The sequence below is a fragment of the Pseudomonas sp. HS6 genome (genome assembly GCF_023375815.1).
GTDB lineage: Bacteria > Pseudomonadota > Gammaproteobacteria > Pseudomonadales > Pseudomonadaceae > Aquipseudomonas.
Map to the genome: position 1 here is coordinate 4,909,388 of NZ_CP067412.1, position 22,699 is coordinate 4,932,086.

The 22,699-nt window shown below is 57.5% G+C and carries 24 protein-coding genes; 14 read left to right on the top strand and 10 right to left on the bottom strand.

Annotated features, from left to right (window positions below):
• Positions 1 to 42 precede the first annotated feature (42 nt).
• Both JJN09_RS22240 and JJN09_RS22245 read right to left on the bottom strand, forming a co-directional pair.
• Positions 43 to 489, bottom strand: coding sequence for a hypothetical protein (locus tag JJN09_RS22240; RefSeq protein WP_249483787.1), 447 nt, complete (start codon positions 487 to 489; stop codon positions 43 to 45).
• Positions 486 to 914: a DUF4160 domain-containing protein gene (locus tag JJN09_RS22245; protein WP_249483789.1), complete on the bottom strand. Its 429-nt coding sequence runs from the start codon at positions 912 to 914 to the stop codon at positions 486 to 488. The genes JJN09_RS22240 and JJN09_RS22245 overlap by 4 nt, the downstream gene beginning before the upstream one ends.
• Before the next feature lie 201 nt (positions 915 to 1,115).
• Here JJN09_RS22245 and JJN09_RS22250 point away from each other — a divergent pair, with 201 nt between their 5' ends.
• The 3 genes from JJN09_RS22250 to JJN09_RS22260 all read left to right on the top strand — a co-directional run bounded on the left by JJN09_RS22250 (position 1,116) and on the right by JJN09_RS22260 (position 3,469).
• Positions 1,116 to 2,027 (top strand): LysR family transcriptional regulator, encoded by a 912-nt coding sequence (locus JJN09_RS22250; protein WP_249483791.1) that lies wholly within the window; start codon positions 1,116 to 1,118, stop codon positions 2,025 to 2,027.
• A 141-nt stretch (positions 2,028 to 2,168) separates the two neighbouring features.
• Positions 2,169 to 2,618 (top strand): type II 3-dehydroquinate dehydratase, encoded by a 450-nt coding sequence (aroQ, locus tag JJN09_RS22255; protein WP_039771771.1) that lies wholly within the window; start codon positions 2,169 to 2,171, stop codon positions 2,616 to 2,618.
• The gene (locus JJN09_RS22260) at positions 2,615 to 3,469 is read left to right on the top strand and encodes a shikimate dehydrogenase (protein WP_249483793.1); all 855 of its coding nucleotides are present in this window, start codon (positions 2,615 to 2,617) and stop codon (positions 3,467 to 3,469) included. Before aroQ ends, JJN09_RS22260 begins: the two co-directional genes overlap by 4 nt.
• Before the next feature lie 33 nt (positions 3,470 to 3,502).
• Here the strand turns inward: JJN09_RS22260 and JJN09_RS22265 are convergent, their stop codons facing one another.
• Both JJN09_RS22265 and quiC read right to left on the bottom strand, forming a co-directional pair.
• A complete protein-coding gene (locus JJN09_RS22265) occupies positions 3,503 to 4,180 on the bottom strand; it encodes a TetR family transcriptional regulator (RefSeq protein WP_249483795.1) in 678 nt (225 codons plus the stop codon).
• A gap of 102 nt (positions 4,181 to 4,282) precedes the next feature.
• Positions 4,283 to 6,184, bottom strand: coding sequence for a 3-dehydroshikimate dehydratase QuiC (gene quiC / locus JJN09_RS22270; protein WP_249483798.1), 1,902 nt, complete (start codon positions 6,182 to 6,184; stop codon positions 4,283 to 4,285).
• 273 nt (positions 6,185 to 6,457) lie between these two features.
• On the opposite strand from quiC, the gene JJN09_RS22275 reads away from it, so the two are divergent.
• Positions 6,458 to 7,795, top strand: a complete 1,338-nt coding sequence (locus tag JJN09_RS22275; protein ID WP_249483800.1) for an MFS transporter — start codon at positions 6,458 to 6,460, stop codon at positions 7,793 to 7,795.
• A gap of 42 nt (positions 7,796 to 7,837) precedes the next feature.
• Here JJN09_RS22275 and JJN09_RS22280 read toward each other — a convergent pair whose 3' ends face one another.
• Together JJN09_RS22280 and JJN09_RS22285 are read right to left on the bottom strand one after the other, a co-directional pair.
• A complete protein-coding gene (locus JJN09_RS22280) occupies positions 7,838 to 8,716 on the bottom strand; it encodes a DMT family transporter (RefSeq protein WP_249483801.1) in 879 nt (292 codons plus the stop codon).
• Positions 8,717 to 8,861: 145 nt separating this feature from the next.
• The gene (locus tag JJN09_RS22285; RefSeq protein ID WP_249483802.1) at positions 8,862 to 9,638 is read right to left on the bottom strand and encodes an IclR family transcriptional regulator; all 777 of its coding nucleotides are present in this window, start codon (positions 9,636 to 9,638) and stop codon (positions 8,862 to 8,864) included.
• Between the two features lie 175 nt (positions 9,639 to 9,813).
• Between JJN09_RS22285 and JJN09_RS22290 the strand changes: the two genes are divergently transcribed.
• The 4 genes from JJN09_RS22290 to JJN09_RS22305 all read left to right on the top strand — a co-directional run bounded on the left by JJN09_RS22290 (position 9,814) and on the right by JJN09_RS22305 (position 13,615).
• Complete coding sequence (locus tag JJN09_RS22290) at positions 9,814 to 10,647, top strand: aldo/keto reductase (RefSeq protein WP_249483804.1); 834 nt, start codon at positions 9,814 to 9,816, stop codon at positions 10,645 to 10,647.
• 151 nt (positions 10,648 to 10,798) lie between these two features.
• Positions 10,799 to 11,650, top strand: coding sequence for a neutral zinc metallopeptidase (locus JJN09_RS22295; RefSeq protein ID WP_249483805.1), 852 nt, complete (start codon positions 10,799 to 10,801; stop codon positions 11,648 to 11,650).
• Positions 11,651 to 11,770: 120 nt separating this feature from the next.
• Positions 11,771 to 12,661 carry a neutral zinc metallopeptidase gene (locus JJN09_RS22300; RefSeq protein WP_249483806.1) on the top strand — a complete coding sequence of 297 codons (891 nt, stop codon included), beginning with the start codon at positions 11,771 to 11,773 and terminating at the stop codon, positions 12,659 to 12,661.
• Positions 12,662 to 13,615 (top strand): alpha/beta hydrolase, encoded by a 954-nt coding sequence (locus JJN09_RS22305; RefSeq protein ID WP_249483808.1) that lies wholly within the window; start codon positions 12,662 to 12,664, stop codon positions 13,613 to 13,615. It abuts the gene before it with no gap.
• Between the two features lie 29 nt (positions 13,616 to 13,644).
• On the opposite strand, the gene JJN09_RS22310 is transcribed toward JJN09_RS22305, so the two are convergent.
• The 3 genes from JJN09_RS22310 to JJN09_RS22320 form a co-directional block, all read right to left on the bottom strand.
• Positions 13,645 to 14,238 carry an HAD family hydrolase gene (locus JJN09_RS22310; RefSeq protein WP_249483810.1) on the bottom strand — a complete coding sequence of 198 codons (594 nt, stop codon included), beginning with the start codon at positions 14,236 to 14,238 and terminating at the stop codon, positions 13,645 to 13,647.
• Positions 14,235 to 15,104 carry an acyl-CoA thioesterase II gene (gene tesB / locus JJN09_RS22315; protein ID WP_249483811.1) on the bottom strand — a complete coding sequence of 290 codons (870 nt, stop codon included), beginning with the start codon at positions 15,102 to 15,104 and terminating at the stop codon, positions 14,235 to 14,237. Before tesB ends, JJN09_RS22310 begins: the two co-directional genes overlap by 4 nt.
• 105 nt (positions 15,105 to 15,209) lie before the next feature.
• Positions 15,210 to 15,779 carry a GNAT family N-acetyltransferase gene (locus JJN09_RS22320; RefSeq protein WP_249483812.1) on the bottom strand — a complete coding sequence of 190 codons (570 nt, stop codon included), beginning with the start codon at positions 15,777 to 15,779 and terminating at the stop codon, positions 15,210 to 15,212.
• Between the two features lie 211 nt (positions 15,780 to 15,990).
• Between JJN09_RS22320 and JJN09_RS22325 the strand changes: the two genes are divergently transcribed.
• The 6 genes from JJN09_RS22325 (at position 15,991) to JJN09_RS22350 (ending at position 21,152) form a co-directional block, all read left to right on the top strand.
• On the top strand, positions 15,991 to 17,523 hold the full coding sequence (locus JJN09_RS22325; RefSeq protein ID WP_249483814.1) for a recombinase family protein: 1,533 nt from the start codon (positions 15,991 to 15,993) through the stop codon (positions 17,521 to 17,523).
• A gap of 765 nt (positions 17,524 to 18,288) precedes the next feature.
• Positions 18,289 to 18,657, top strand: a complete 369-nt coding sequence (locus tag JJN09_RS22330) for a hypothetical protein (protein ID WP_249483815.1) — start codon at positions 18,289 to 18,291, stop codon at positions 18,655 to 18,657.
• A complete protein-coding gene (locus JJN09_RS22335) occupies positions 18,650 to 19,195 on the top strand; it encodes a hypothetical protein (RefSeq protein WP_249483817.1) in 546 nt (181 codons plus the stop codon). The genes JJN09_RS22330 and JJN09_RS22335 overlap by 8 nt, the downstream gene beginning before the upstream one ends.
• Positions 19,192 to 19,377, top strand: coding sequence for a hypothetical protein (locus JJN09_RS22340; protein WP_249483819.1), 186 nt, complete (start codon positions 19,192 to 19,194; stop codon positions 19,375 to 19,377). The genes JJN09_RS22335 and JJN09_RS22340 overlap by 4 nt, the downstream gene beginning before the upstream one ends.
• A 237-nt stretch (positions 19,378 to 19,614) precedes the next feature.
• The gene (locus tag JJN09_RS22345) at positions 19,615 to 20,076 is read left to right on the top strand and encodes a hypothetical protein (protein WP_249483821.1); all 462 of its coding nucleotides are present in this window, start codon (positions 19,615 to 19,617) and stop codon (positions 20,074 to 20,076) included.
• 521 nt (positions 20,077 to 20,597) lie between these two features.
• On the top strand, positions 20,598 to 21,152 hold the full coding sequence (locus JJN09_RS22350; protein ID WP_249483822.1) for a tyrosine-type recombinase/integrase: 555 nt from the start codon (positions 20,598 to 20,600) through the stop codon (positions 21,150 to 21,152).
• 170 nt (positions 21,153 to 21,322) lie between these two features.
• On the opposite strand, the gene JJN09_RS22355 is transcribed toward JJN09_RS22350, so the two are convergent.
• Entirely contained in the window at positions 21,323 to 22,690 is a 1,368-nt protein-coding gene (locus JJN09_RS22355; protein ID WP_249483823.1) for a HEPN domain-containing protein, read from the bottom strand.
• Positions 22,691 to 22,699 lie beyond the last annotated feature (9 nt).

Below are 22,699 nucleotides of genomic sequence, written 5' to 3' on the forward strand. Positions count from 1 at the left end.
AAACAAGAAAGCCGTCCTGATCGACGGCTTTTTTGTGCCTGTTCATGGCACGGGATCGATCTTGCGCGGGCGCCCGCCCTTCCTGCCGTTGGCCCGTGCAGCTTCAGCTTTCGCGGTGCTGCTTTGACGACCATTGCGGGAGGCGATCACCGAGGCTGCCATAGCCATCAATGGCTGACTGGCCGAGATCATGCCGGCGATGGAAACCTGCAAGTCCTTGCCGTCATGGCAAAGGGCGGTGCCGGCAAAGCCTATGTTCAATCCGGTGAAGTCTTCCGGTTCGAAATCATCGAATTCGCGGTAGAGATTCACTGGCAGCAACACGCCACTGTCGTCTTCAAAGTGGATGACCAGACACGGTTTCTGAAAGGCCACCGACACGGCTTGCAGGCTGCTGCGACGGCGCACGCCACCACGGTCGACAGCCTCGTCCAGACGCTTTTGCGTAACGGGGCGATCGGCGTGCAGCGCGGCTTTGACTGTTTTCATAATTCTATTTCCACTCCTTCGTATGCGCCGACCAGATCCAACAGGGTTTTGTTGACCTCCGGCTCGTAATACGCCGATCCAATCCTGAAACTGGTGCTGGTCACTTCCCGCAGCACCGCCACCTGGTTCGACTGCCCGTCCCACCATTGATTGTCGAGGCAGGCCGTTCGCAAACGTGTCCACCAGATCCAGCGGGCTCGCCGCAGATGATCGGTTTCACGCAGCGACTGGCGCAGCCCCTCAAGCAGGGCAACCGGCGGTCGGTGCGACAACGGCACCACATCCCACAGTTCAACGCCGTTGTGCCAGAAACTGAATTTGAAGCGCGCGCTCCAGACGCCTGCATCCACATGTGCGTGGGGCGGACAATGCTCGTCATGCAACATGATCACCACTGACAGTCCTTTGTAACTGCATACCTTCATGCTACCCATCCGTTAGGTTTAAAGTTTCAACACTTGCCATTCCCTGGCAAATCCGACCATCGGCGCCAACGCCTGCTATCGCCGCTACCTTCCGAGCCTAGTGCGGGAACCGCAAAAGCCCCGCGCAAAATGGTAAGCAGTTCTTTCGCAGCGGCTGCGCATTTGCTACATACGAAGACTCATTCCCCGGTGTAATCAATCATGCAGCGACACTTCGACGATCTTCGGCTGGGCAGCATCGAATTGTTTTGCCTGGCCGCCGAGTGCGGCAGTTTCACGGGGGCGGCGCAGGCGGCTTCGGTGACGCCGGCGGCGGTGAGCCGCTCGGTATCACGCATGGAGGAACGTCTCGGCGTACGCCTGTTTGCACGCACCACTCGCAGTGTGAAATTGACCGACAGCGGCCGGCGCTATTACGAAGAATGCCGTCAGGCGCTGGCGCAACTGGTCGAGGCACAACGGGAAGCCATGGGCCAGCAGCAGGAACCGTCCGGCACCCTGCGCATCAGTATTCCTACAACCTACGCCCATCATCGGATCCTGCCGCTGCTGCCGGCCTTTCGCGCGCGCTTCCCTCAGGTGAAGGTCGACATGCACATCAGCAACCGCAACATCGACTTCGTCGGCGAGGGTTACGACATGGCTATCCGCGTGCGGGCCATTCCCGATTCAGGCCTGATCGCACGGCACCTGGAAGATGCCGGGCTGGTGATGGTCGCCAGCCCCGATTACCTGAAACGTGCCGGCACGCCGCAGACCCTTGAAGACCTCGAACAGCACGAATGCATCCAGTACGAGTTGCCGAGCAACGGGCGGCGGATCACCTGGCTGTTTTACGACGAAGACGCGCCACGGGAAATTCTCGCCGAAGGCAATTTCTGCTGTTCCGATGACGTACTCGGCGGCGTGACCCTGGCCAAACACGGAGCCGGGTTGTTCCAGACCTATCGCTTCATCGTCGAAAAGGAACTGGCCGACGGTTCACTGGTGGAAGTGCTCAAACCCTACAGCGGACGCTCGCGGCCGTTCACTTTGCTGTATCCGCAGAATCGCCACATGCCGCTGCGCGTCAGGGCTTTCATCGATTTTCTGGTGGAGCAATTGCCGCGCTGACTCTCGCCAGTGTGCGATCACCGCACACAAAACAGGGCTGTCGATGCAGAGCAATTGCTTAAAGTAACTAGCTAGTACAATTTAACTCCACAGGTCGAAACCCTCGACCCAAGCCAAAAACAATAAGTGGAGTTTGCCCCAATGCCCCCTATCGTTCTGGTGCTCAACGGCCCGAACCTGAACCTGCTCGGCACCCGTGAACCGGCGACCTACGGTCACGAAACCCTGGCCGACATCTCTGCCCTGTGCGGCCGCGCCGCCGAAGAATTCGGCCTGGCCGTGGAATTTCGCCAGACCAATCACGAAGGCGAACTGCTCGACTGGATTCACGGCGCCCGACAACGCTGCGCCGGCATCGTCATCAACCCGGCCGCCTGGACACACACTTCGGTAGCGATCCGCGACGCATTGGTCGCCAGCGAATTGCCGGTGATCGAAGTGCACCTGTCCAACGTCCACGCGCGCGAGCCGTTCCGTCATCACTCGTTCGTTTCGGCCATCGCCACGGCCGTGATGTGCGGCTTCGGCAGCCACGGTTATCGCCTGGCCCTGGAACATTTCAGCCAGCGGCTGAAGGGGCGAACCGCATGAACCGCAACAACGTGATACTGGCCGGGCTGATCGGCGCCGGCATCCAGGCGTCCCGCACCCCGGCGCTGCATGAACACGAAGGCGACGAACAGGGTCTGCGTTACCTGTACCGTTTGATCGATCTCGATCAACTGCAACTGGACAGCAACGCCCTGCCCGACCTGCTGCTAGCCGCCGAACGAATGAACTACACCGGGCTGAACATCACCTTCCCGTGCAAGCAGGCAATCATTCCGCTGCTCGATGAGCTGTCTCCCGAAGCCCGGGGCATCGGCGCCGTGAACACGGTGGTGCTGAAGGACGGCAAGCGCGTCGGCCACAACACCGATTGCCTGGGTTTCGCCGAAGGCTTTCGTCGCGGCCTGCCAGACGTTGCCCGCGAACGGGTGGTCCAGATGGGCGCCGGTGGCGCAGGCGCGGCGGTGGCCCACGCCTTGTTGAGCGAAGGCGTACAACAACTGAGCATTTTTGATGTGGACGTCGAGCGCGCGGAAAGTCTGGCGAACAACCTCAATCAGCATTTCGGCGCTGGCCGGGCGATTGCCGGGCATGATCTGGCGAGCACACTGAGTCAGGCAAATGGCCTGGTAAACACCACGCCGATGGGCATGGCCAAATTGCCGGGCATGCCCGTGCCGGCGGCGCTGCTACGTCCAGAATTGTGGGTGGCGGAGATCGTGTATTTCCCGCTTGAAACCGAGCTGCTGCGCAACGCCCGCGCCTTGGGTTGCCGAACCCTGGATGGCGGCAACATGGCGGTGTTTCAGGCAGTGAAGGCGTTTGAGCTGTTCAGCGGCGTGGCGCCGGATGCGCAGCGAATGCTGGCGCACTTTCAAAGCATGAAAGGATAAAACCATGAGGGGGCGACGCCCCCTCAATACCGATCACGCCTGCAGGTAACGCAGCACCGACTCGCAAATCATCTCGCGATGACGCTGCTTGATGGTTTCGTCCGGCAGGTCGATCTGAAAGATCTCACCGAACGTGTGGCGGTTCGATACGCGATAGAAGCAGAACGAACTGATCAGCAGGTGCACGTCCAGCGCGTCGAGCCCGGTGCGAAATACACCTTCAGCGGCACCCCGCGCCAGGATTTCGCCCAGCGAATCGAGGATCGTGTTGTTCATCGCCTTGATCGCATCGGAACGCTTCACATACTCGGCGTTGTGGATGTTTTCGATGCAGACGATGCGCACGAAATCGACGTTGCGGTCGTGGTGATCGAAGGTGAACTCCACCAGGCGTCGGATCGCTTCCACCGGCGGCAGCTCGGCCAGGTGCAGACGGTTTTCGGTGCTGCGAATATCGCCGTAGAGCTTCTCCAGCACCTCGACGTACAACTGCTCCTTACTGCCGAAGTAGTAATAGATCATGCGCTTGGAGGTGTGGATGCGCTCGGCGATCGCGTCCACGCGAGCACCGGACAGGCCCTGCTGGACGAACTCGACGATCGCTTCCTGGAGGATGTTTTCGCGGGTTTTTTCCGGGTTGTTCTTGCGACTCTTGCGCGGCTCTACCGCTGGTAAAACGGGGGCTGCGGAAAGTTCTGAAGTCATTGTCATTGCGGGCTCACGGCCATCACTGCACAGGCTGGCGATTATGGGCCGCGCGCCCCGGTGAAGGAAGCTGCGCGACCCGTGTTTAATCCCGCGTTTACGAATTTCCTACAACTTCGCCTGGCGAACAGCGCCACTGCGTGCTTTGGCCATCGCCGCCAGCCGCACCGCGACGTTGGCCGCGCCATAGCCGGCATAGCCGTTCTTGCGCTGGATGATCTCGAAGAAGAATCGCCCTTCGAACGGCTCGGTGTAGACATGGAACAACTCGCCGCCCTGAGCATCGCGATCATAAAGCACGTTGTAGTACGCCAGCTCACTGAGAAACTCGTCATCGAAGTCGAAACGCGCCGCGAGGTCATCGTAATAGTTGAGCGGGATATCCAGCAGCGGCACGCCCGCCTCTTTGGCCCGGCTGACCTGAGCAAAGATGTCATCGCAATCGAAGGCGATGTGATGCACCCCGGAGCCACGATAACTCGACAGCGCGTGTGAAATCGCGGTGTTGCGGTTCTCGGAAATGTTCAGCGGCAGACGGATCGAACTGTCGCGACTGCGCAGCGCTCGACTCTTCACCAGACCGTACGGATCCGGCAGCACCACTTCGTCGTCGGCCTCGAAATCCAGCAGGCTCTTGTAGAACAGCACCCAACTGTCGAGGCTGTCTGCCGGTAGCGCCATGGCCATGTGATCGATGCGTTTGAGGCCGCCGCGAGCCACAGCATTCGGCAGCAGATTGAAATCGGTGCCGTAAACATCCGCCTCTTCGCCCACCAGATAAATCAGGCTGCCATCCGGCGCGCGCACCGCTGCCAGCTCCAATTCATTGGGGCCGACCAGTCCGCGATACGGCTGACCTTTATAGGCGACGGCGCGGGCCAGCGCACTGGCGCTGTCCTTGACCCGCACGGCGGTGGCGCAGAGCGACGGGCCGTGTGCCTCGAAGAAACTGTGGGCGAACGAGTAAGGTTCGGAGTTGAGGATCAGGTTGATATCGCCCTGGCGCAACAGGCTGACGCTCTTGGAGCGATGCTGTCCGGCCTTGACGAAGCCCAGTCGCTCCAGCCAGTTCGACAGTTTGGCGCCGAGCGCTTCGTCCACGGCAAACTCAAGAAACTCGATGCCGTTGTAGGCGCTGGCCTTCGGCGTCTCGAAGAGGATTTCGCGGTTATCCACAGGGCGGATTTCCTGCTCCAGACGCTGGCGGGTTTTCTCCTCCAGATACAGCAGCGAACGCAGACCGTCAGCCGCATTGGCCCGAGGCGGCGCGGCACGGAAGCCGTCGTTGAAGATTTCCAGCGACAGCGGCCCGGTGTAGCCGCTCTGGATGATCGGCGCGAGAAAGCCCGGCAGATCGAACTCGCCCTGCCCCGGGAAGCAGCGGAAATGCCGGCTCCACTCCAGCACATCCATCGCCAGAATCGGCGCGTCGGCCATCTGCACGAAGAAAATCTTGTCGCCGGGAATCTCGGCAATCGCCCGAGGATCGCCCTTGAGCGACAAGGTGTGGAAGCTGTCGAGCAACACGCCGAGGCTTGGGTGATCGGCTTGGCGCACGATGTCCCAGACCTGTTGATAAGTATTGACGTGACGGCCCCAGGCCAACGCTTCATAACCGATGCGCAAGCCACGGGCACCAGCGTGTTCGGCCAGCAGGCGCAGGTCATCGATGAGGATCTGTTGATCGCCGATACTGTCGGGGGAAGCGTTGCTGCACACCAGCACCAGGTCGGTGCCCAGTTCCTGCATCAGATCGAACTTGCGTTCGGCCCGCTCCAGATTGCGGTCCAGACGATCGCGGCGGCAGCCTTCGAAATCGCGGAACGGCTGGAACAAGGTGATGGCAATGCCGAGGTCGGCGCACATCTGCCGGATCTCCCGGGGACTGCCGTCGTAGTACAGAAGGTCGTTCTCGAAAATCTCCACCCCGTCGAACCCGGCGGCGGCGATGGCTTCGAGTTTTTCCGGCAGGGTTCCGCTCAAGGAAACGGTGGCAATGGATCGCTGCATGTTTCAACTCCCGGTGGAGACGTCGGCTACGGGGATTGCGCCGTTTTTATAAGGTGAGCGAATTATTGGTCCCGGTTTTTCATTGAGCAATTTAAACTGTACTACCCGGTTAGTTTTGCGTGCGATTATCGAACACAATGCCGGTTTGGCGAATTGACGATTTTTCGCCCACTGCCCAACATCCCTTTCACCTTGAGTCCGGATCTGAACCACCGGTCGCAGCGTGCACAAAAAAAGCACACCAAATAACAAATCCAAAAACGGGTGGAACACATGATTCCTTCACAGACTTCCCGCATGGCCCCGGCCATGAGCACTGCCACGGGTGGCATCGGCGACAAGATCCGCGGCGCCATGGCCGTCGGCAAGACCCGTTGGGGCATGCTGGCGCTGGTGTTTTTCGCCACCACCCTGAACTACATCGACCGAGCCGCCCTCGGCGTCATGCAGCCAATCCTCGCCAAGGAAATGAGCTGGACGGCGATGGACTACGCCAACATCAACTTCTGGTTTCAGGTCGGCTACGCGATCGGCTTCGTGCTGCAAGGACGCCTGATCGACCGGGTGGGCGTGAAACGCGTGTTCTTCTGCGCCGTGCTCCTCTGGAGCCTGGCCACCGGCGCCCATGGTCTGGCGACGTCGGCGGTGGGCTTCATGGTCTGCCGGTTCATCCTCGGCCTGACTGAAGCGGCCAACTACCCGGCCTGCGTGAAAACCACGCGCCTGTGGTTCCCGGCCGGCGAACGTGCGGTGGCCACCGGCATCTTCAACGCCGGCACCAACGTCGGCGCGATGTTCACCCCGATGCTGCTGCCGCTGATCCTTCACGTATGGGGCTGGCAGGCCGCGTTCCTGTGCATGTCGGCACTGGGCGGGATCTGGTTGCTGTTCTGGGGCTTGAAGTACTTCAACCCGGAAGATCACCCGAGCGTCAAACAATCGGAACTGGACTACATCCAGAAAGAAGTCGAACCGGAACAGGCCCGCGTACCGTTCTCGAAAATCCTGCGCATGCGCGGCACCTGGGCCTTCGCTCTCGCCTACTCGCTGACTGCCCCGGTGTTCTGGTTCTACCTGTACTGGCTGCCGCCGTTTCTCAATCAGCAATACAACCTGGGCATCAACGTCACCCAGATGGGCATTCCGCTGATCATCATCTACGTCACCGCCGACTTCGGAAGTGTGGGCGGCGGGATTCTGTCTTCGTTCCTGATCGGTCGCGGCATGAACTCGATCAAGGCGCGACTGCTGTCGATGTTCCTGTTCGCCTGCTGCATCATCGGCGTGGTCATGGCCGCCGGCTCCGCCAACCTGTGGGTCGCAGTGGCTGCGATCTCCCTGGCCATCGGCGCGCACCAGGCCTGGACGGCGAACATCTGGAGCCTGGTGATGGACTACACGCCCAAGCACATGATGAGCACGGTGTTCGGTTTCGGCGGCATGTGCGCGGCGATCGGCGGGATGTTCATGACCCAGATCGTCGGCCACATCCTGACCGTCACCAACAACAACTACACCGTGCTGTTCACCCTGATTCCGGCAATGTACTTCCTCGCGCTGACCTGGATGTACTTCATGGCACCGCGCAAAATTCCTACAGTCACCGAATAACCTTCCTGCACTGACCGGCCTGATTTCAGGCCGGTCACGTCTTCAGCGCCGGCTCTGCTGCCACGCTGCCGCCAGTCCGCTGCAACAGATCACCGCGATCCCGATCACCGTCATCAGGGTCGGCGTGTGGGCAAACAGCAACCACCCCAGCAACCCCGCAAACACAATCTGGCAATAGCCGAATGGCGCCAGCAACGCCGGCGCGGCATGCCGGAATGCTTGGGTCAGAAACAGGTGCGCGGTCATCCCGCAACTGCCCAGCGCCAGCATCAACAAGGCGTGGCCGAGGCTCGGCACCTGCCAGAAGAACGGCACCAGCGCACTCATCACCAGCGTGTTGCATAAACCGGCGAAAAAGTTGCTGGTGGTCGGGCTGTCGATCGCGCTGAGCTTGCGCGTGAGCAGTTGATAGAAGCAGAAAAACAGCGCCGAGCAGAACGGCAACAGAATCGCTGGCGTGAACAATTCACCGCCGGGATGGACGATGATCAGCACGCCGATAAACCCGCAGATCACTGCGATCCACTGGCCCCGCGTCACCCGCTCCTTGAGCAACGGCACCGACAACGCCGTCACCAGTACCGGCGCGAGAAAGTTGACCGAGGTGGCCTCGGCCAGCGGGATGTACAAAAGCGCCGTGGTGAAAAACAGGCTGGTGCCCAGCAGGCACAACGCCCGCGCCAATTGCCATAACGGGCGTTTGGTGCGCAGCACGCGCAGCCCGGATTGCGGCAGGAATATCCCCGCCATCAGCAGCGTGTGCACCAGATACCGCGCCCACACCACCATGATGATCGGATAAAAACCCGAGAGGTATTTCGATAGCGCATCGTGGCTGGAGAACAGAAACGTCGCCACGACAATCAGCAAGATCCCCTTGAAGGGTTGGTTGACGCCGGAAAGCGGAGTGCTGACGGTCATTGGCTATCTCTAGAAATCAAAATGAGGAAAAAGCCTCCAGCGATAATTTAGAACCAAGTTCCAAATTCTCACACCCTTCAAGCCAAATGCTGTGCGATCAACGCACAGTTTTACAGACAGCCCAATCCCGTCTGCCGTTGCGTGGTTATACGAACAACTCGGAAGCGAGGCTCGCCGCCGACAACTCCTCGCTAAACTTCAACAACAGCGGCGCCAGTTCATGCAATCTCGCCCCTGGCATCCGCGCACTCGGGCCGGCAATGCTCAACACCCCGATCACTCGGCCATCCGCCGGGTGCCGAACCACGGCAGCAATGGCCGACGTGCCCACCGCCGAACTTTCTTCGACACAGGCGTAACCCTGTTCGCGCGCCACGCGCAGATGCTCGAGCAGTTGAATGTTGGTTCGCGGTGCATTCGGCCCGAGATCCACCGGCATGTCGGCGGCCTGACGTTCAACCCGCGACAACGCCTCGGCATCACTCATGCTCGCCAGCCACGCATGACCGGACGCGGTGTAGAACAGTGGCGCATCGCGGCCCATGTCCGGGTCGTAACGCAAACCGCTGCGCGCGCCCTGTGACTTGGCGATCCAGGTCTGGCGCTCGCCGTCGGTGACGCCCAGCCGCACCAGTTCGCCGGTTTCCTGCGCCAGTCGATCAAGCACCGGCTGCACGATGTCGGCGCCGCTGCTCGACAGGTAACGAAAGCCCATCGCCACCAATTTGGTCGACAAGTGATATCGCAGGGTTTCCGGGTTCTGCCGGACATAGCCCAGCCGGGACAATTCGGCGAGCAAGCGATGCGTCGCACTTTTCGGAATGTCGATTTGTTCCGCGAGGGTTTGCAACGGCAGTCCGCGCGGCTCGTGGGTGAGGCTCTCGAGCACGCTGAAAACCCGTTCGATCTGACTGCCGGCCATGGTGCGATCCCAGTGAAGTTTTGCCGATTCTAAAATACATATCAGAGATTGCGAAATCTGGAACCGATTGCTCGATAATCGCCCTCTTTCTCAGCTGACGAGTTGCCCCTGCCGGATGACGTTGTTTAGTTTTCGGATTCCATTCCGAAACCCCATCTTGCAGGAAGCGCCGACCATGCAGCACATCGTCAATAAACACGGACTGAACCTGCCGAAACTCGGCCTCGGCACCTGGCCGATGCTCGGCGACGAATGCACCCGCGCCGTGGAGCAAGCGCTGGAACTCGGCTACCGACATATCGACACGGCGGCCGCCTACAACAACGAAGACGCGGTCGGGCGGGCACTGATGAATACACCCACACCCCGCGAGCAGATCCACGTCACCACCAAAGTCTGGTGGGATCAGTTGCAACCTGATGCCATGCGTCATTCACTGGATCGCAGCCTCAAGGCGTTGCGCAGCGAATATGTCGACCTGTTCATGATCCATTGGCCGACCACTGATTGGGATTTGCCGCGCACCCTCGACACCCTCGCCTCGTTCAAGGAGCAAGGCCTGGCTCGCCATATCGGGGTGGCAAATTTTCCGCTGCAGTTGTTGCGCAAAGTCGTCGATGACTTTGGGATTCCTCTGTCAGCGATCCAGGTCGAGTACCACGTCCTGCTCGGACAAAACGCACTGCTGGATTACGCCCGGCAACACGACCTGGCGCTGACGGCCTACACGCCACTGGCACGCAATAAGGTTTCACACATTCGCGAGATCCAGCAGATTGCTGCAAGGCATGGTGTACTGCCGGCTCAGGTTGCGCTGAAGTGGCTGCTCGATCAAAGCAACGTCGCGGCCATTCCCAAAGCGAGCAGCAAAGCCAACCAACTAGCCAATCTGAAGGCACTTGAGGTCAATCTGGACGATGAAGATCGTGCGTTGATCGCCAGTCTCTCCAAGCGCGAACGTCAGGTCAGTCCGGACTTTGCGCCAGTGTGGGACGTGTCCGAAGAGTGAATTGAAAAATGAGCGCTGGTCAGGCACGAAGCATCACATTCGCGGACCGTCTTACGCGCTCTTACACATATGTCCTGCAGTCTCGGACTTGATCGGGTTATTCATAGGCGAGGCGAAAAACGCCCTGATCAACCTATGAGGAACCGCAAGCATGTTTTGGAACAAGGCAAGACCCAGCGACAACGTCAATGACAGGCGAAAGGGCAAGGATGCCCGAACACTGACGGGGAAGAAGCTCGGGGCAGGACTGGTCACCGCCGCGCTGGCAGGCACGGTAATCTACTCGACACTCACTCCTGCGCCGCTGCAACACACGACCGAAGAAAACGCCTTCAGCCTTTCACCTTCAGTGATTGAAGATCCACAACTGAGGTTTATCGAATCGATATTGGGTGACACCGAAGACACCTGGAAACAGTTGTTCACCCAGGCTGACCTGCACTACCCGCCGCCAGCACTGACGTTATTCGACAATGACATAGCGTCAGCGTGTGGCTATGCCAGCGCGTCGAGCGGCCCCTTCTACTGCCCCGTAGACCGGCAGATTTATCTGGCCCCCGGGTTCTTCGATCAAATGGCCCATGAATACTCGGCAGTTGGCGACTTCGCTCAAGCTTTCGTCATTGCCCACGAGGTCAGTCATCATGTGCAACTCGAAATGGGACTTTCCGCACCCTTTGAAACGGCACTCCTGGCACGCCAGCCCGTAACTGGCGACGCTGGTCTTGAGGTCCGCACCGAGTTGCAGGCCGATTGCCTTGCCGGCGTCTGGGCCCATCAAGCGCAGCAGCGTCTGGTCTGGCTGGAACCAGGGGATATCGACGAAGCCCTGAATGCGGCTTCCGTATTCGGTGACGACTACTTACAACGCGCGCAAAATCTCACGATACGCCCAGAGACTTTCAGCCACGGCACATCGCCTCAACGCAGCCGCTGGTTCAGTCGCGGACTCGATAGCGGTCGGGTCGATGCCTGCGATACTTTCAACGCCGCGCAGCTGTAAATTTGCGAACAGACAGCGTTTGTCAGAACCGCTGCCAATCACTATGGTCTGACGACCGGACTGGCGCCGTTCCCGCGTACCAGCAACACTGATCACCACATACAGATAGAGGATTCCCACATGCTATGGAGAAAAGGTCGACGCAGTGACAACGTCGTCGATGCCCGTGGCGATGACATGGGCGGTGGCGGTGGCGGCATGCGCTTCGGTGGCGGCAAAGGCCTGAGCCTCGGTGCGATCCTGTTGATCGTCGGTATCGGCTGGATCACCGGGCAAGATCCGCTGCAGATTCTCGGTCAGCTCACCGGCCAAGGCACACAGCAAGTCGCACCGACGTCGCAAACCCGTCAGGCGCCGCCGGCCAACGATGAACAGGCCGAATTCGTGCGCTCGATCCTCGGCGACACCGAAGACACTTGGGGTGCGATCTTCCAGCAGGCCGGCCGCCAATATAAAGATCCGACCCTGGTGCTGTTCAGCAACCGGGTCAATTCGGCCTGCGGCATGGCCACCTCGGCCACCGGCCCGTTCTATTGCCCGGCAGACCAGAAGGTCTATCTGGACATGGCGTTCTTCCAGGAAATGTCCCAACGCTTCAAGGCGGCCGGCGACTTCGCCCAAGCCTATGTGATCGCTCACGAAGTCGGACACCACGTGCAGACGCTGCTTGGCGTCTCGGCAAAAATTCAGGCCGCCCGCCAGCAAGGTCGGCAGATGCAAGGCGACGGCGGTCTGCTGGTGCGCCAGGAACTGCAGGCCGACTGCCTGGCCGGCGTCTGGGCCTACAACGCCCAGAAACGTCTGAACTGGCTGGAACCGGGCGACATCGAAGAAGCCTTGAACGCAGCGAACGCCATCGGTGATGATCGTTTGCAACAACAGGGTCAGGGCCGTGTGGTGCCGGACTCGTTTACCCACGGTACGTCGGCGCAAAGGGTGCGCTGGTTCAAAACCGGATTCGCCCAGGGCCAGGTCGGCCAGTGCGATACCTTTGCGGCGAAAAACCTGTAAATGCATAAATGGCTGTTGGTTTTACTGTTCATCGGCGGCACCGCGCAAGCGGCCGGCGTCGACGCGATCAGTCCCGGACGCCTGCAATTGCAGGCCGGCGAAATGGCGGTGGGCATCGGCCCGGCGCCGGCAAAAATCGAGCGGGTGCTGATCGTCATTCATGGCAAGCTGCGCAACGCCGAAACCTATCGCAAGAGTGGAGAGAGCGCCGCCGAACTGGCCGGGCAAACCGCCAACACGCTGGTGATCGCTCCACAGTTTCTCAACGAAAGCGATGTCGCTCTCTACTCGTTGCCCGCCAGCGTTTTGCGCTGGAAAGGCAATGAATGGATGGGCGGCGGGTTATCCACAGGGCCGAACGCGCTCAGCTCCTATGCCGCCCTCGACGAAATCATTGGCCGGCTCAGCGACCGCAAGCAGTTTCCGGACGTGAAGCAGATCGTGATCTTCGGCCACTCCGGCGGCGGTCAGGTGGTGCAGCGCTATGCGCTGCTGGCCCAGGAGCAACCGGCGCTCAAGACTGAAGGCATTCGCTTGCGTTACGTGGTCGCCAACCCCTCGTCGTACGCCTACTTCAATGAGCAACGCCCGGTGGCCTTCGATCACGCGCAGTGCCCCGGTTTCAACCGCTGGAAGTACGGTCTGATAGACCCACCGATTTACTCGGGTGGGCAAACACCCGCGCAACTTGAAAGCCGTTACGTCAAACGCGAGGTGATTTATCTGCTGGGCCAGCAGGACACCGACCCGCAACACCCGGCGCTGGACAAGAGCTGCGCCGCCAAAGCCCAGGGGGCTTATCGACTGGAGCGCGGGAAGCTGTTTTTCGGTTACTTGCTGCGTCGTCATCCTGAAGGGGTGAATCAGCGGCTGGTGGAGGTTCCCGGGGTCGGGCATAACGGCGACGGCATGCTGACCTCGCCGGAAGGGCAGAAAGCAATATTCGAGCAATAAAAAACGGGGGCCGAAGCCCCCGTTTATTTTCAGGCGAACAACATCCGCCGCAATTCCACACAATCCTTCGCATGCCAGTCCGTCAGCTCTGGCCAAGGATTATCCGGCAGGTTCACCAGCACCGTGTGGGTGCCTGCCGCCCGGCCGCAATCAAGATCGAACCGGTAATCACCGACCATCACCATCTCACTCGCCGACACTTGCCAGGCATCGGCCAGTTTCAGCAAACCGCCCGGGTGCGGTTTCGGCGGCGCCTCATCGCGGCCCAATACATCGTCCACCGCAAAGCAATCAGCCAGGCCGATGGCCTCCAGCGTCACATGAGCCAGCTCCCGCGCATTGCGAGTCAGGATGCCGAGGCGATAACCCCGTGCGTGCAGGTCGCGCACCAGCTCCACCGCACCGACCGCCGGGGTCGAGCCGAGCGCCAGATCCCGCTCATGCTCCAGCAGCCACGCATGTTTCGCCGCCGCTTTCTCGGCGGGTAACGCCGCGAGATGCGTGAGGATGTCGTCCTCCGGCGGGATCGACAGCGCCACGCGGATCGCCGCGAAGTCGTGCACGGCGACGGTCAGGGTGCCGTCCATGTCGAACACCCAGTGCCGCACCTGCGCCAGACTCATGCCCAATCCTTGCGATGACGAATCAGGCCTTCCTGAGTCACCGACGCCACCAGTTGCCCGGCGCGGTTGAACACGCTGCCACGGGAGAACCCGCGAGAGTTGCCGGCCCACGGACTGTCCATGGCATACAGCAACCAGTCATCGGCACGCAGATCATTGTGGAACCACAAGGCGTGATCGAGGCTGGCGACCTGCATGTCTTTCTGCCAGACCGATTTGCCGTGAGGCAGCATCGACGTGGTCAACAGACCGAAGTCCGAGGCGTAGGCCAGCAGGTATTTGTGCAGCGCCGGAGCATCTGCCAGCGCACCATCAGCGCGGAACCACACGTACTTGACCGGATCCGCCGGCTGCGGGTTGTACGGGTCTTTTTCAGTGACCGGGCGCACTTCGATCGGCTTCGGGCACAGCAGTTTTTCGCGCATGTGCTCCGGGATCAGGTGCGCGCGTTGCTGGGTCAGTTCCAGCTCCGAAGGCAGGTTTTCCGGGCCGACAACTTGCGGCATCTGGCTCTGGTGTTCGAAGCCTTCTTCGTCGTACTGGAACGAAGCGCTGCAAGTGAAAATCGGGTGGCCCTTCTGGATCGCGGTCACACGGCGGGTGCTGAAACTGCCGCCGTCACGCACGCGATCAACGGAATAAACCACCGGCAACTTGGCATCGCCTGGACGCAGGAAATAACCGTGCATCGAATGCACATGACGCGTTTCTTCAACGGTCTGACTGGCCGCCGACAGCGACTGGCCGAGCACCTGGCCGCCGAACAACTGGCGAAAGCCCAGATCCTGACTGCGACCACGGAACAGGTTTTCCTCGATCGGTTCGAGGGTCAGCAGATCCACCAGATCTTCCAACACTTGGCTCATTCAGACTCTCCTCACACAACGCTATGCCGCGCAGTCTCGGCTGCGGCGGCCAATTCAGGTTCTGGCGCGAGCCATGATCGCGCCATTGTAAACGTCCGTGTCGGCTTAGCCATGCAGGGTCTGCAGCCATTGCTCCCTGGTGATGCGGTACAACAGATGTCGACGCAACGGGTGATCGACAGCCAGTTTCGGGTGATCGAAATCATGGGCCGGGTCGTGATGCATGCCGATGGCCTGCATGACTTTTTCCGACGGCAGATTGCTCTGCGCGGTGAACGCCACGATCTCCTTCAGGGCCAAACGATCAAAGCCGCAGCGCAGCGCGGTCCACGCGGCTTCGCTGGCATATCCCAGGCCCCAGTGTTCTTTCGCCAGACGCCAGCCGATTTCCACCGCCGGGGTAAACGGCGCATCGAAACCGACCACGCCGAGCCCGGTAAAACCGATGAACTCGCCGGTGTCCTTGCGCTCCAGCGCCCACAAACCATAACCGTGTTCGGCGAAATGCCCGCGCACACGGCCGATCAGCGCAGCGCTTTCCAGCCGACTCAAGGGGGCGGGAAAGTAGCGCATCACCTGCGGATCGGCGCACATCGCCGCAAATGCCGGCAAATCCGCGTCCTGCCATTGACGCATCAGCAGTCGCGCGCTTTCCAGCTCAAGTATCGGCTCCATCGTGCCCCTCCGTTTCCATGCCGCAAGTCTACATCGCTGTTAGGCTTTGCACTCTTTCCTGCAGCCTTTATGAATAGTCCACCATGCCGTTGCCGCTGATTTACCACGAAGACTACAGCCCGGAATTTCCGGCGGATCACCGCTTCCCCATGGACAAGTTCCGCCTGCTACACTTTAAGCTATACAGTGATACCTCTTCAGAGAAATCCACATGCCATTCGCAGTACCGTACCTCCGTTTTAGCAGCATGGAGCAGAAGGACGGGGATAGCCGCCGTCGCCAGCGTCAAGACTTTACGGACTGGCTGGCTCGCAACCCTGAGTACACAGAGTACGAGCGTAGGTTTGAAGACTTGGGCGTCAGTGGCTTCGATGGTGCACACGCCACAGATGGCGAGTTGAGTAAGCTACTAGCCGCCATTAAAGAAGGCTTCATCCCTGCTGGCTCCGTCGTTCTTGTTGAGGCGATGGACAGATTCAGCCGCCTGAAGCCGTACGACACACTCTCCCACCTGAACACTATTATGAAGGCGGGTGTCACTCTGGTGACGCTGGATGACAACCAGCATTACGACATATCCAGCTTGGAGAATGACTCCCTGCTGTATCTGGCGATGAAAGCCAAAGCAGCCCATGACTTTTCGAAGCGGCTGTCTGGTCAGATCACGAAGTCGTATGTCGGGCGAACCCTGTTAGCCAAGGATGGCGAGACGATCAAACGCCGCAACCCCTTCTGGCTTACCAGTGAAGGCAAGCTCAAGGAGGACGGTTCTGAGAAAGTGATCCAGCAGGCGTTCTTATCTTTCTCCAACGGTGTCCCGCTCCGTCTCATTGCCAACCGCGACTCCGAACACTTCGCCAATCGGCAGAGCCTGAAACACGCCCTGAAGAACATTGCTGCTATCGGTCATTGGCAACGCACCAAGACTGTTCGGGAGAACGGGAAGACCCGTCAGGAGCCCGGAGAACTGATTAGGAATGTGTTTGATCCTGCGGTGACTGAGGAACTGTTCTACCAGGTGCAGAATCTGTTGGCTGACCTAGCTGAACAGGCGCCAACCGTTGCACGTAAGTTCTCACTGGCTGGCCTGCTTCAGTGTGGCGAGTGCGGTGCCAACATGGTCTTGCTCCGTCAGACCACCAGACAGCAGACCGATGTAGTACGTTGCTATCGCCGGATGGCGAACAGCGCCAACTGTACGAATCAAAAAACAATCCCGGTGCCGGTGGTCTATTGGTTTTACATGGAGACGCGAAAGCCGCATGCCCTCCGTGCGTATTTGCGAACCCAGTTACCAGAAACCCAGCGTTTACAGATCAAGCTGGAGGGCCAGATAGATCAGTTGAGGCAGCAGCAGGCCAGACTTCGCCGACTCGTAATGCTGGACGAGAGCGATAAGGATGCAGAGGCCGAGTACGCACAATTGGTGTCCGACAAGAAGCAGTTGGAACAGGAACTGGCATCTCTGCCTAACACCGCCACCGCCGGGACTGAGGCAGACCCAGCAGGCTGGGGATTCTACCGGTTCATGCACGGAGACAAATTCGCCGTCAGCAACCTGCTGCAACTGGATGGTTATCGAATCATTTGCCACAAAAACGGGACACTTAAAGTCAACCGCTCCGGCGACGACAACCCAGCAGCGACAGTTCAGTACATCGGCTATGACCGAAAGACCAAGCGGTGGAACATCGGGTATCCAGATGGCTTAGTTATTTCCGTGAACAACAACGGAAGTCAGTGAAAACGTGCGTTCCTGTGTGAAATCTGAAACTCCAGCAGGGGTATTCCCCACCAGATTTCACGCAGCATCGCCTTCATATCTTCCGCAACTAGTAAACTCACCAATAACAACTCGCCAACGACGCACAATCACAAAGAAAGTGCAACTTATTTCGTATGCATGTATTGACTCTACAGTAAAGCGTGTTATCATTATCTTAGTGGAAGAAACAACTTAACCACTCCCTCGCAATACCCCCGTCACATACCCGCCTGCTACGTCATAGTTCGGACCATTCCTTTCCAACTATGATGCATAACCTCGTTTCCGATTCCGAGGCAGAATGATCGGTTTAGTTGTACATGGATAGGCTTGAAGTTCGCGAGATTTCTAAAGTCTTTAATGTCCAGCCTCGGCCAGAGGTGCAACGAACTGGCCACTAATTCGCTCTGCAACAGAGCAATACTGCACTTGCCCATTAACAAGTGTAACTAGCAGTACCCCAAGCCCGTAACCTCGTTTCGAGAACGGGTTTTTTATTCCTTCGGGAAAATCCATATACATACATGAGGTAATAAACATGGCCCAGCGTCCATTACGCAAGCACACTTGCGAGTGTTGCTCTCGAAACTTCTTTTCTAGGTCCGGCCTGTCTCGGTTCTGCTCGGTACATTGCCAAGTCAAAACTTGGAGAGCTAACAACAAGTCTACCCCGGAACAACTTGAACGAGAGTTTCTCGCCCAGGAGTTAGAGAATACCAGCCAACTAGAACAAGGGGCCGTTTGATGAATAACAGCACTTTGTGGCTTGAGGTCGACAAGACCAATCAAGCGATTTTATCGTACTACTTGGAACAACCAACCACGGCATCAGACAAGTTTGATTATGCCCAAGTAACGCAGGACGAACTGACGTACTTGTCGGCATTGGAAGATGCAGTATTCCCAGCCGGGATGGTCGCCACCACCGATGACTTGTACACGCACAGAACGCGCGTACAAGCAGCACAGAAGGCCAAGCCTACCGTACCTGTCAAGGCGTCTCCAGCGGCTCCCCAGCAGCCTGCCAAGGCCACCAAAGCGGCCACCATCACCAACTTCAGGAATGGCTTTAAACCCGTTCGAAACAAACCAAAGGAAACTAAACATGACTAACACAAACTACACTTACGGCGATACCGTTGTAGAATTCTACCCTTATGATGAGGACGAGTATCAGACTCTTCTGAGTAAGAATGTTGAGCAATATAATCGATGGTCGGAAGGACTGCATCACAAGGGTAAGGCAGTTCACGTAGACTTCGTTCGATATATGCCACTGGAACTTGCCTTGATAGAACTACAGGAGTTTATCCGCGAAGGTTACTCGATCGTTAAGGCTAACGCGGAGTCTTTGTTCTTCAAGGCGATTCTTCGGAAGCCAGAGGCTACTGTTACTGTTGAACTTCTGGACTTGGCTGAAACAACACGCGAAGAGTACGAGAAGACTCGCTTCGAACGTAATAAAACCCAGACCACCCAGGTGCTGGAAGAAACACTCTTCAATAAGCGCCATGCAGCCGAGGCAGATACCGCCGCGAAACTTGCGAAAGCAGCAGCGAAGCAGGAAGCAACCGAGGCACAGACGGCACTGGCGGAACTACTGGCGATGCACGCAAAGCCTGCCCAACCTGACGCACAGGTGGCAGCATGAAAGGCCAGCCAGAACACCGCCCCAAGGCGCTTGCGGTGAGTTTACAGCCTGATGTGTTCCACGCCCTGTCTTGGCACGCCCTACGTTACGAGATGTCCCCACGGGCGTTTCTGGCTCATCTGGCGGTGCAGTACGTTGCGGCAATGGAGCAGGCCGAACAGGCATCGAGTCTGGGCCGGTAACGGCCTTGATTTTACCGCACTAAAATAGCAGAATCGCCGCTATTGACCGCCCCTTATCTCGACAGACCTTAACCGCCATAAGACCCCTATGGATAAAGGGCCAGACAACGGTTTATCGCCCCGGATATCACACTCGTTTTTGGTGTTGAAAACCGGCATGGTATAGGAGGTGAAAATGAAGACCCTCTATGGGTTATCCCTCTATCACGTAAGCCATCGGAAAGGATGTATAAGCAAATGGAATCATCTGAGGATAAGACGAAGAGGAAGTTTGCCAAGTACCTACTTGATCCAATATGGACTTACCAGTACTCAGTCTTCTGTGATGATCCAGAAGAAAGTGTAAACCTACTTGAATACCAGAAAGTGTTTAGACGGGAGTTGGGGAGAAAGTTTCCAAACCAACCATTCCTGATCCGAATCCAGACTCTCAGACTGGGAAAAGTCCATCAGGCTTATCTAACGCTATACACAACGCAGAAGACTGTAGGCTTTCAAGAGCTTGCTTATCGTTACTTTCCAACGGAAGTGAACGTGATCTACCAGCAACTGACTGAGAGAAAGCGGGAAGTGAAGGCAAACAAGATTCTTACTCAGAACCCCCATGATCTTACAAGAGTGTTTGGTGAAGTGCGGATACGCCGATACGGGGTCATCAACAAACACCTGTTGGCAGGCACTGAAACTGAAGTTGAATAACTGGTCATTTCTTGACCAATAACTATTAGATTATGGGCGTCAGCTACAGCCCCCAGCGGCATAACATGGCGTCAAACCCAATGATTCCGGGCACGGGGGTTAAGCAGATCGCGCCTGACACGCGGTTTTCCGCCGTAACGGCAGATTCCCCTACACCCAGCACCAGGAATTGCCAGCTTTCCACTACAGCGGGGGCGGCATCGCCGGATCAGCCAGCGGTCAGGACACGATCAAGGCAACCCCCACAGCGGCTGCACACCGCTTGCACAGCCGCTGCACAGTCAACTGCACACCCTGACCAATGCCCTTGCATCGATCTGGGGCAGGCCAGCAGGCCTACACCCCACGGCAACGGATACCACGGACAGACCCACGCGCCTGCCCAGTCGCCACGGGAACGACCTCTAATTAACAGAATGCTATTGTGTTAAGTAGCCAACCCACGGAAACAGTGGACTCCTTCCGAGATGGTGTGTTCTAATTAACATATCAACTGAAAACAACATGGAACGTAAACTAGAATGAAGATCGTCGAAGCAGTAAAAACCGAGAGTGACGCCGAAACCATCAGCCGCAAGCTGACCCTCAATGCCAAGGGCAACACCCTGTACGCCGATATCTGGCGGTTCGGGGTCAACACCGCCCTTCGTATCAGCGATCTGCTGACCCTTACTTTCGACGATGTGCAGGGCGAACGGCTGGTTATCACGGAAGGGAAGACCGGCAAGACCCGTTCCATCAAACTCAACACCAGCGCCAAGACCCTCATCGGGCGCCGCAGGGCCGCACATCCCACACACGCGTACCTGTTTCAGGTGGACAGCAACCGGGCCAAGGGCAAAGCGGTAAGCCGCATCGCCGTAGCGAACGCCTTCAAGGCCGTAGGTGATGAGATGGGGCTGGCCCTCGGCACCCACTCGATGCGGAAGACGCGCGGCTGGTTGATGCACAGTGGAGGCAAGTCCATCGAGCTGATTTGCAAAGTGTTGAATCACTCAAGTCCAGCGGTAACGATGGCGTACATTGGCATCACTCAAGCCGAGGTGGATGCAACATATGATGACTTCGGGTTCTGATACACGCTGAAAGCCATCAGGAAACGATTACAGCCGCGTTCTACGGGTGGCTTATGTCACCCGACCATATTTTAAAAACGTGCTGTAAAGCGCTGCACGGGGCTAAAAACCGGGTTAACCACCGAACCACACTTAGCCGCCTATACTCGGCTATCGATTCTGTCGTGATATTATCTCCCTCGCTCGTTGAAACGATTTTCGAAGTGGGCATAGCTGTTTTTGAAAATTGCCGAGTCACTGCCTGTTCTATCAGCTACCCCGATAGAAGAATGGAACTTCTGAATGCAGCTTATCTCTTCCTTTAGTTGTAAACGAGTTTCCATCCCACGGGATATCATCATTGAAACTTCCATGAGAACGAAGGCCGCCCACTTGCTGACATCAATAACATCTCGCAAGGCAATATGACCATGTTGAGCATCGTGTACAGCGTTGCAGCGTAAATCGTAAAGATAAACCACTCGAGAATCTAATGCTCTCCAGCCCTCAGGCTTCGAGAACTGATATCGCCCATAACTAAGCAAGGCCGTCAGTCCTTTCCTAATCTGATTGACCACCTTATCTTTACTTATGGAAAACATGCATTCAATACAGCTCCAGTACTTTACGAATTTCATGTCCATGCTTGTATCTGCCTGAGCGTCAAAGAACCAATACAGCCCACGACGCAAGGCTCTTTCTGCATCACTTCCGGAATCTAACTGACTTATACGAACAAGCTCTTGGAACCACTCGCAATCTAGCAGGGAAGTCGCATTATCTTGTGTCAGGTCCAAACACTGAAACCCATCGAAGCTGGTTTTAAGATTTAGCAACTGAGTACTTGTGTCTATTGAGAACCATGTAACCGCCCCTGGTTTAAAACGGCCTTCTACGCTCGGAATAAGACGTACTGCCGCCCCGCCACGATCTAGGCAAGTGGTGAAAGCAAGGGAAAGTAACCCACACGTGGCTTTAGCCAGTTCAAAGAAGCGACGTTCTGCGTGATCTGGACTTCCTTTAACTTGAACAACCAACCACAGGCCATAGTTCATTTCTCTCCATGCACTGCTGATAACGGCGTCTTGGGCAACGCTGGACTCCATTACTTCGAGACGAGGCCTGTGAATTACCACATCCCCAAAAGTAAGTTCATCAAGATCCTTGAACTCAAGCCCACTCAAGGATGAGTAGAATTTGTGTACGTTGATTGATTGGAAAACTACGCTTTCAACTTCGTTGACAAAACACCCGACATCATCGGCTACGCCTTCTTCGTACCAACGTCCGAGTACGGCTTTACATGCGAGATCTATATCGTCCGACTCGACGAACTCCTTACTCGGCAGTACTTTCTCAACAATCGAACTAAGCCGTTCAAAGCTCTTTGCAGCCTTATCGGAAAAGCAAACCTTAGAACCGTTTGGCGTTCTCACTTCTCTACGCAAACGCTCCATGAAATCGAAAGACTTAAATGCTTGGATCTCGCTCATTAGTTCCGATGATTTCAGCAAAACCTGTAAATCTGCTTGAGCCGAGCGTAGTTGCTTTGACGTCATGGACGTTGA